This is a genomic window from Prosthecobacter sp., assembly GCF_044232965.1.
GTDB lineage: Bacteria > Verrucomicrobiota > Verrucomicrobiia > Verrucomicrobiales > Verrucomicrobiaceae > Prosthecobacter.
Genome location: NZ_JBIIKX010000006.1, coordinates 42153 through 51321, shown reverse-complemented (window position 1 = coordinate 51321; position 9169 = coordinate 42153). Strand labels below are relative to the sequence as shown.

General features: G+C 59.8%; 5 protein-coding genes. 3 read left to right on the top strand and 2 right to left on the bottom strand.

Going from position 1 to position 9169, the window contains the following annotated elements; genetic code table 11:
• Positions 1 to 75 precede the first annotated feature (75 nt).
• Positions 76 to 510, bottom strand: a complete 435-nt coding sequence (locus ACILSI_RS04370; protein WP_395720630.1) for a GAF domain-containing protein — start codon at positions 508 to 510, stop codon at positions 76 to 78.
• Between the two features lie 149 nt (positions 511 to 659).
• On the opposite strand from ACILSI_RS04370, the gene ACILSI_RS04365 reads away from it, so the two are divergent.
• From ACILSI_RS04365 to ACILSI_RS04355, 3 genes are all read left to right on the top strand, one after another.
• On the top strand, positions 660 to 1160 hold the full coding sequence (locus ACILSI_RS04365) for a hypothetical protein (RefSeq protein ID WP_395720629.1): 501 nt from the start codon (positions 660 to 662) through the stop codon (positions 1158 to 1160).
• 15 nt (positions 1161 to 1175) lie between these two features.
• Entirely contained in the window at positions 1176 to 3917 is a 2742-nt protein-coding gene (locus tag ACILSI_RS04360) for a helicase-related protein (protein ID WP_395720628.1), read from the top strand.
• Between the two features lie 115 nt (positions 3918 to 4032).
• Positions 4033 to 5247, top strand: coding sequence for a PQQ-binding-like beta-propeller repeat protein (locus ACILSI_RS04355; RefSeq protein ID WP_395720627.1), 1215 nt, complete (start codon positions 4033 to 4035; stop codon positions 5245 to 5247).
• A 21-nt stretch (positions 5248 to 5268) separates the two neighbouring features.
• On the opposite strand, the gene ACILSI_RS04350 is transcribed toward ACILSI_RS04355, so the two are convergent.
• The gene (locus ACILSI_RS04350; RefSeq protein WP_395720626.1) at positions 5269 to 8889 is read right to left on the bottom strand and encodes a protein kinase domain-containing protein; all 3621 of its coding nucleotides are present in this window, start codon (positions 8887 to 8889) and stop codon (positions 5269 to 5271) included.
• Positions 8890 to 9169: the final 280 nt, after the last annotated feature.

The window sequence follows — 9169 nt, the reverse complement described above, 5'->3', positions numbered from 1 at the left end:
TCAATCGGGCGCAGCCCACAAAAAGCCCGGTCCGCTAATCAGGCGTGACCGGGCTTTTCGTGGGATGCTTTTGGATCAACTCGGCAGCAGCCGGGACGCGATCCCGCTGGCGGTCTTCAGAAGCTTCTCCTTTTCCTCCGCTGTGAAATCATAGGGTGTCAGCTTGCCGATGCCCAGCGTACCGCAGAGGCGCTGGCCGTCTAGCACCGGCACGGCCAGCGTGCCCTGCACCTGGGTCTGTTTCGCACCCGGCTTCGCCACGCCGGAGGTGTCGGTTTGCAGATTGCACATTTCCACCGGTTCCCGCCGTTCCGCTGCCGTGCCCGCGATGCCTTTGCCCACGGGAATCGATTGAATGATCGGCATCAGTGCCTCCGGGATGCCCTGGTGCGCCACCAGCTTGAGATGTTTGTCCGCTGGATCCAGCCGGTGAAGAGTCCCAGTCGTGCAGCCAAATTCAGCGATCGTCTGTGCGAGGAAATCGTTCCAGGAAAGGGCTGTGGAGGGCATTGGGAGGGAGGGATTTGGGATTTGTCGTTGTCGCGGCAGGGAGGGGGCGTTATTCTCGCGCTATCTTGGTCTGTTTCATGAAAACCTGCTCCGCTTTTTTTGTCGTTCTTGGACTGGCATCTGCCCTCCAGGCACAGCCGTCCTCGCCTGTGGCGCCCATTTCCGCCCGCAGCACCTACCACCCCGACAACTCGCATTCCGAGACCGTCGTGGACAAAACCACCAACGAGCTCACCGAGGCCACCTATAGCGCCGCAGGCGCTCTCATCAGCAAGAAGCACTATCTGCTCAATGAGCGCGGCCTGCCCACCCAGGGCCACATCTACGACGGCCGTGGCAACCTCGTCGCCCGTTCTCAGGTCTATTTCGATGAGTTTGGCCGCGCCAAGGAAATGCGCTCTTTCAATCTCAACGGCCAGTGCTACCAGCAGGTCGTTTATGAATACGGGGCCGACGGCAAGGCGAAGACGCCCAAGGTCATCAATGTCGATCCCCGCGCCGCTCCCTCCATCAAGCCGGGTGTCATCGACTTCACGCAAAGCACGCCTGCTGCCGGCCAATACGCGCAGCCGCAGGCCCAGGCACCCGCCCCCGAGCCTCCCAAGAAAAAATCCTTCTTCGGCCGCCTCTTTGGCAAAAAGGACAAGTAACAGCGCCCCGTCTGGATGGAATCACCCGCACCCGGCCAGCGCTGGATCAGTCAAAGCGAGCCCGAACTCGGTCTCGGCATCGTCACCAGCATCGAAGGCAACTTCATCGACCTGCGCTTTCCTGCCGCAGGCGAAAAACGCCGCTATGCACGAAGCGGCGCTCCCTTGCGCCGCGCCAGCTTTCAGGCGGGCGATACACTCACGCATCGCGACGGTTCGAAGCACCCCATCGCCTCCGTCACCTCCCAGGACGGCGTTTTGACCTACCACTGCGGCCGCCGTAGCATCCCTGAGGCCGAACTCGCCGACACTCTCAGTCTCGGCGGCCCGCAGGAGCGTCTTCTCGCCGCAAACATCGACGACCTGCAAGCCTTCGCCCTTCGTGCCGAAGCCGTCGAATGGCGCTGCCGCATGCAGGCCTCGCTCGTGCGGGGCTTCATCGGTGGCCGCGTCGATCCCATCCCGCACCAGATGTCTATCGCGGCGGATGTTACCGGACGCCTCCTCCCGCGCGTCTTGTTGGCCGATGAAGTCGGCCTAGGCAAGACCATCGAAGCCGGTCTCATCCTTCACCGTCTTCACCTCACTGGCCGCGCCTCACGTATCCTCGTCCTCGTGCCCGATGCCCTGCCGCACCAGTGGTTCGTCGAACTCCTGCGCCGCTTCAATCTCATGTTCAGCCTCTTCGATGAAGAGCGCTGTGCCGCCATCGAAGCCGGTGACCCCGAGGGCAATCCTTTCCTCGACAGCCAGCTCGTCCTCTGCCCGCTTTCTCTGCTTAGTGGTTCGTCTAAACGTGCCGCACAAGCCGCAGACGCCGGTTGGGATCTCCTCATCGTCGATGAGGCCCACCATCTCGAATGGACCGTCGAAACACCCGGTGTCGCCTATCAAGTCGTCGAAGCCATCGCCCAACGCGTTCCCGGCATCCTGCTTCTCACCGCCACGCCGCAGCAACTCGGTGCCGAAGGTCACTTCGCCCGCCTTCGCCTCCTCGATCCCGACCGCTACGGCGATCTGAACGAATTCCTCACCGAATCCACTCACTACGAGGAGGTGGCAAGTCTCGTCGATCAAATTCTTCGAGGCGGTGATTCGTGGCTGCGTTCGCCAGAACGCGGTCTGTTCTCCCGCCACTCGCCTCGCGTTCAACAGCACGCCGCCCAGCTCACCGCAGGCGATGAATCAGCCCGTCAGCGCCTCGTAGCTGACCTTCTCGACGAATTTGGCACTGGCCGCGTCATGTTTCGAAACACCCGTGCCGTCATCCAGGGATTTCCGCCGCGCCAATGCCATACCTGCCTGCTTGGCATCGAGCCAAATTCGACTCCTGAAGACACGCTCATCCGCTGGCTTGCCGCGAAGCTGCGTGAACTCGGCGAGTCCAAAGTCCTCCTCATCTGCCGCACCCGCAAACTCGCCGAAGACATCCACGAGCGCCTATTGCGTGAGATCAATGTGCATGCCGTTCTCTTCCACGAAGGCCTCACTCTCATGCAGAGGGATCGCCACGCCGCTGCTTTTGCCGATCCCGAAGGCGCACGCCTGCTTATCTGCTCCGAAATCGGCAGCGAAGGCCGAAATTTCCAGTTCGCGCAACATCTCGTGCTGTTTGACCTGCCACGCGATCCCGAACTCCTCGAACAACGCATCGGCCGCCTCGACCGCATCGGCCAAAAAGGCACCATCAACATCCATGTGCCCTACATCGCGGGTTCTGAGGGCGAAATCCTCGCACGTTGGTATCACGAAGGCCTCGACGCCTTTGAACACAGCCTGCAAGGTGCCACGCAGCTTCTCCACAGCTTCGCGGACGAAATCGAAGCCCTCTGCGCCAAGTTCAATGCCACCAAACTCGAAAGCCTCATCAAACGCAGCAGCAAACTGCGCCTCGAAGTGCGGCAAAAGCTCGAACGCGGCCACAACCGCCTGCTTGAACTCAACTCCTGCAAGCCCCGCCTTGCCGCACGCTTGATTGAGCGCATCCGCGATGTCGATGCCGGTCTCGATTTCGAGCGCTTCTTCATCCGCCTGCTGGATCATTTCGGCATGCACGTCGAGGAGATGACCAACCGCACCTGGTTCATCCGTCCCGACAATCTCATCACCGATGCCTTGCCCGCGCTGCCTGATGAAGGCCTCACCTTCACCTTCGATCGCGAACGCGCTCTCTCCCGCGAGCACGAAGCCTTTCTCACCTGGGATCACCCGCTCGTCTGCGGTGCGCTCGACGTCCTGCTCGGCTCGCACGCAGGCAATGCCGGTTTCGCCTTCTGGAAAGCCTCGGGTGGCGAAGGATTGGTGCTGCAAGCCAGCTTTATTGCCGAATCCATCGCCCCGCCCGCCTTGCACGCGTCACGTTTCTTGCCTGCCACACCCATCCGCATCGCCATCGACCATCAAGGCCGCGATCTCACCGCCGATCCCGCCTTCACCCGCGCCAAACTCACCCCCGGCGACCCCACCCGCACCGTCGAAAACGAAACCGTCCGCCACAAGCTGATGCCCACCATGCTCGGCAAAGCGCAGCAGCTCGCCGAGACACAGCTCAAAGCGCTCCAGCAACGTGCTATCATCACGATGCGCAAGCACCTGGATGAGGAGATCATCCGTCTCGAAGATCTCCAGTCCCGCAATCCGCACATTCGCGCTGAGGAGATCAGTGCCTTAAGTGATCAACGTGATGCGCTCGCTTTCGCCATTGAATCTTCCGCCTTGCGTCTTGATGCCGTGCGCTTGGTGCTGCGGCTGAAATAATGAAGCAAATCTTCGGGGCCTTCCCTTTGCTATTGAGGAATCACCTCCGGCTTGAACATGAATAAACGACCTTTTCAAATGCGGCATTGGTGGTTCACTCTGCATCCACTTCTCAATGCGTCTGCCGCTTTTCATCTTTTGTGCTTTGGGTCAGCTTTACGCTGGCGACTGGCCGCAATACCTCGGCCCTCAGCGCGGTGGCACCGCTCAGGATGAGGCGGCCATCACGGGGGATGCCGAGCCGGAGATGCTGTGGAAGCGCATGCTGGGCACTGGCTTCGCCGGTCCCGTTGTCGCCAAAGGCCGCGTGATTGTCTTTCACCGCCAGGGGGCCGACATGGTCACCGAGGCTCTTGATGCGGCAGATGGAAAAGCGGTCTGGAAACAGACCTATCCCGCCACGTATCGCGACAGCTTTGGCTTCGACAACGGTCCGCGTGCCGTGCCCTGCATTGCCGAGGGCAAAGTCATCACCCATGGGCCGGAAGGCATCGTGCAGGCGCTCGATTTTGACACAGGCAAGCTGCTGTGGAGCTACGACACCGTCGCTGAACTCGAATCACCGCAGGGTTACTTTGGCCGCGCCTGCTCGCCGCTCGTCACCGAGGGCAGGGTGCTGCTCAATGTCGGCGGCAAAGGCGGCGCGGGCATCATCGCGCTTGATTTGCAGAGTGGAAAACGCGTCTGGCAGGCCACGGATCATGAGGCGGGCTATGCGTCGCCGATTTTGATCCCTGAAGACACCGGCGTGAGCGCGTTCTTCACTCGCAGCGGCATCGTTTTGACGCAAAACAGCGATGGCAAGGTGCTTGCCGATGAGTTCTTCCGCGCCGAGATCGACGCCTCCGTCAATGCTGCCGCTCCCGTGGCTTGTGGCGATGGCAAACTGCTTTTCTCCGCCGCCTACGATGTCGGAGCCGCCTTGTGGCAGTGGAACAAGGCGGAACGCAAACTGGTTAATCTGTGGAAAAAAGCCGATGCGCTCGACTGCCACTACACCACGCCGGTTTATCACGACGGCCATGTCTATGGCCTGCATGGCCGCCAGGAAAGCGGCATGACGCTGCGCTGCATTTCCGTAGTCGATGGCAAAGTCGCCTGGGAAGCGCCGGATCGCCTCCAGGGTGGCACCTTGATCGTCGTTGGCGACAAATTGCTTCTGCACACCGAATTCGGCGAACTCTGGATCATCCAGGCCACGCCCGAAAAATTCCAGCTTCTGCGCAGCACCCAGATCACCCGCGCCGGCCACCGCAGCCATGCGGCCTTTTCAAACGGCCTGCTCTATGCCCGCGATGCGGAAAAGATGGTCGTGCTGAAGGTGAAGTGAACCAAGTTAGTTCAATTGCATCTACTGAATCTTCAACCAACGGCGCAGAATCTGCAGATACGGATCATTGCGCGAGGCTGTCCTAGGAAGCTTACGAAGTCTGTCACGCAAAGCCAGCCACTCTTCGGCACCCAACATTTCAAACTCACCTTCTGAGTTCACCCGTTCTTGGGCCAAGTAATGCAGAAAATCGCAAAACCATGCTGGTGGAGCGCCTGCGTTTGGCGGCAGAATATCCCACAAACGCGCCGTGCCATCGTTCGACACTGTCAGAATGGCCGCTCCGTCGGGATGCACGAGCGCTTGCCTCACCATGTTCCCGTGTCCGGGCAGCGTTGCCACGAGTTTGCCAGTGCTGGCATCCCACAATCGTGCCATCTTGTCAGAGGAAGCCGTCACCAACCGCTGTCCATCGGGGGTAAATTCAACTTTCGCCAGATGGCTTTCATGCTTGAGCAACGAGGCAATCGGTTTTCCATCCTCGACGTTCCAAACAAACGCACTGCCGTTGAAGGTGCCTGCGGCTGTTTTGCTGCTGTCAGGACTGAAGGCCGCACAGGTAACGGACTGGTCCGCGCGCAACTGTTGCAAAAGGCGTCCCGTTGCCGTCTCCCAGATACCCACGGTTTGATCCGTTGACGCTGTCACTATCCATTTTCCGTTCGGACTGAACCGAACTTCGTTCACTTGACCACGGTGACCTTTTAGATTTGCGAGCAAAGTCCCCTCCGGCACACTCCAGAGGGTTACAAAGTTCGGATCGGTGGCAATCACTACTCGATTGCTGTCAGGGCTGAACTGAGCGCTTTTCGCCCTGCCGTGCTGTCCTTTCAATGCAGCCACAGGCCTTCCGGTAAGCGCATCAAGGACCTCATACGCACTGTTGGTCGGGCAGGTTAACACGAGCCGTCCATCTGGACTAAAGCATGCAACGGTCACCGCGGCTTCATTGCCACCGAAGGTCCATAACAACTGCTGGCTCGAAGCCTCCCAGGTTCTCACGATCCCGTCTTTGAAAACCATCACCAGCTTGTCATCGGAACTCATGGCTAGCCCGCGAATGTCGCTGATGCTTCCCGGCTGCACGATCCCGCCAACCTGCGCAAACGGCTGCGCATCGAGCACCATCTCAGCCCTGTGCGTCGCGGCATCCCAAAGTCTGACCTTGCCGTCCGAAGACAGGGTGGCAATGCGGCTCCCATCATGCGTATAACAAGCTTCATAAACAGTGGTGTTATGCGGCAATACATGGGAAGCTTGGGTTTGGGCCGCCTCCCAGATTCGAGATGTGGAATCCCATGATGCCGTGATGATGAATTCCCCATCCTTGCTGAACTGCGCATCCATCACGCCGTTCTCATGGCCTCGCAGCACTGACAGCGCCTTGCCAGTTCTGGCATCCCAAACGCGGGCAGTGCCATCCATGGCGCAGGTCAGAATGGTTCTGCCGTCGGGGCTGTAGCGTGTCCTCGCAACGCTCTTGGTGTGGCCGGGCAGAGCCAGTAATTCCTTGCAGGAGGGAACTTCAAACACCCGAACCTCGTAGTCACCTCTGGGCGAGACCATATAGTGTCCATCGGGACTGAAATCCGCCGCATCAACCCCATTCCCGTTGTAGGGTACGGAAGCGATTCTTTTGCCGGTGTGCGAATTCCACAGAATGGCTTCCGATGCCATGGTCAGAACAATCTCTCCATCCGGACTGAAACGTGCGCCGCCCACAAGAGATGAATGCTCGTTGAGCTCCACCTGTAGTTTCCCAGTGTTCGCATTCCAAAGTCGCGCCGTCTTGTCAGCCGAGGCCGTGACAACCCGTTCGCCATCAGGACTGAAGCGCGCTTCCCGAAGCTCAGCCTGATGACCAGCCAGCGTGTGGAGCAACCTGCCACTGCTCCAATCCCATATCCTCGCAGTCGTGTCTTTTGAGCATGAGATCAGTTTCGTGCCATCCGGAGACCAGCGCACGTTCTTGACCGCACCTTCATGGCCTTGCAGCGTCCGTTCGATGTTCCCGGACAGCACATCCCAGACACGGATCACGTTGTCTGCGGAGCTTGCGACAAGACGGCGTCCGTCAGGGCTGAACTCTGCCTTTCCAACGATGGTGCTTTTCGTGTCCAGAGCATGCACCATGACACCGTCGGCAACCCTCCAAAGCCGGGTGATGCCGTCGTGACCATTAGTGCATGCAAGCTCGCCATCGGGGCTGAACTCCGCATTTGTCAAACTGCGCGGGGTGCCGCGCAGAATCCTAACCGGAATGGGCTCGAACGAGGCATTGTTCATGGCTGCGACGGCCATTTCCGCCGGGTAAATGGCATTGGGCTTATAAGAAAGGGCACGAGAGAGACGAGCAAAACCATGGGCCATCTGGTTCTTGAGGAAGTGCTCCCCAGCCATCAACCGGTCTGATCGCGCCGCTTCCTCCAATTGTGATCTAGCAATCTGTTCTGCGCGCGCAGCTCTGATGGCCTGCCAGGTGCTGACCGCGATGCCTGCCAGCAACAGCGTCACCATCGCCGCCGCTGATCCCACCGCCAGCCGGTTACGCTGCACCAGCTTGCGGAAGCGATAGAGCGCGCTGGGCGGGCCGGCTTCGACGGGTTCATTTCTGAGATGACGCTCCAAGTCTTCGGCGAATGCGGCAGCGCTGCCATAACGGCGTTCGCGTTCCTTCTCCAGAGCCTTGAGCGTGATCCAGTCGAGATCGCCACGAAGCGAGCGCGTCAATTTCGCAGGCTCGGTCTGCCGTGCCGTGCAGGTCTGTGTGACCGCATCTGTGACCCGAGTCAAGCGGCTGCTGGGGCGCTTGGGCTCTGCCTCACGCACCAGCCGCAGCACTTCATCCAGCGCGGCCTTGCGTAGCGACTCGCGCGCGAGCGGCGTGTCGCCGGTGAGCAGTTCAAACAGGATGACGCCGAGGGTGTAGATGTCGCTGCGCGTGTCGAGATCCTGCGTGGCTCCGGCTTGCTCGGGACTCATGTATTGCGGCGTGCCGATGACGACTCCGGCCTGCGTTTGCGGCAGGCTGACCTGCCAGGCCGCCTCCGGCGAGGTGCCGAGTGCCTTGGCAATGCCGAAGTCGATGACCTTGGGCACGGGTTTGCCGTCCACCTCCATGACGAGGATATTGGTGGGCTTCAGATCACGATGCAGGATGGCCTTCTGATGCGCATGCTGCACGGCCCGGCATACCGGAATGAACAGTTCCAAGCGTTGGCGGATGGTGAATTGACGCGCGTCGCAGTATTCCGTGATGGGCATGCCTTTCACCAACTCCATCGCAAAGTAGGGCCGTCCGCTGTCGGTGGTGCCGGCATCGAGCACGGCGGCGATGTTGGGGTGATCCATCAAGGCGAGCGCCTGCCGCTCCGCCTCGAAGCGGGCGATGATTTCGCGGGAGTCCATCCCGGCCTTGATAACCTTCAGCGCTACCTCACGTCGGATCGGCTCGCTCTGCTCCGCCCGCCAGACAGTGCCGAAGCCACCTTCGCCAAGAGGCTCGATAAGTTTGTAGCGTCCGAGCATGTCACCCGGCTGCTCCAGTCCCTGAGGAAGCGTGGCGCGCACATCCATGCGAATCGTCGCATCCAGATCGGTGGCGGCAGGAAGGGTGTCTTCGCGAGAGGGATCAGGATTCATGCGATGGGCGGGATGACTCTAATTGAGCCGCCGTGTGTGAGGCGAGTTATTTTTGACTGTGCTGGATCGCAGGGCTTACGCATGAAATGAGCAACTGATGATGGTGGCTAACGCGAATCCAAGCCAAATGGGCCGCGAATGACCACGAATCAGGTGGAGAAGCCGGATTTGCGGCCATTCGCGTGTCATCCTTTTTCATTCGCGTTGGTTTGGAAGCTTTCCACTGGGATTGATGCTTCTTGATCATTCATTTGGATACCCAATCAGAGCATTCTTCGTG

Bases quoted from the DNA above. Each gene is read 5' to 3' on its own strand.
- ACILSI_RS04350 (WP_395720626.1), bottom strand. From the start codon at position 8,889: ATGAATCCTGATCCCTCTCGCGAAGACACCCTTCCTGCCGCCACCGAT.
- ACILSI_RS04360 (WP_395720628.1), top strand. From the start codon at position 1,176: ATGGAATCACCCGCACCCGGCCAGCGCTGGATCAGTCAAAGCGAGCCC.
- ACILSI_RS04355 (WP_395720627.1), top strand. From the start codon at position 4,033: ATGCGTCTGCCGCTTTTCATCTTTTGTGCTTTGGGTCAGCTTTACGCT.
- ACILSI_RS04370 (WP_395720630.1), bottom strand. From the start codon at position 510: ATGCCCTCCACAGCCCTTTCCTGGAACGATTTCCTCGCACAGACGATC.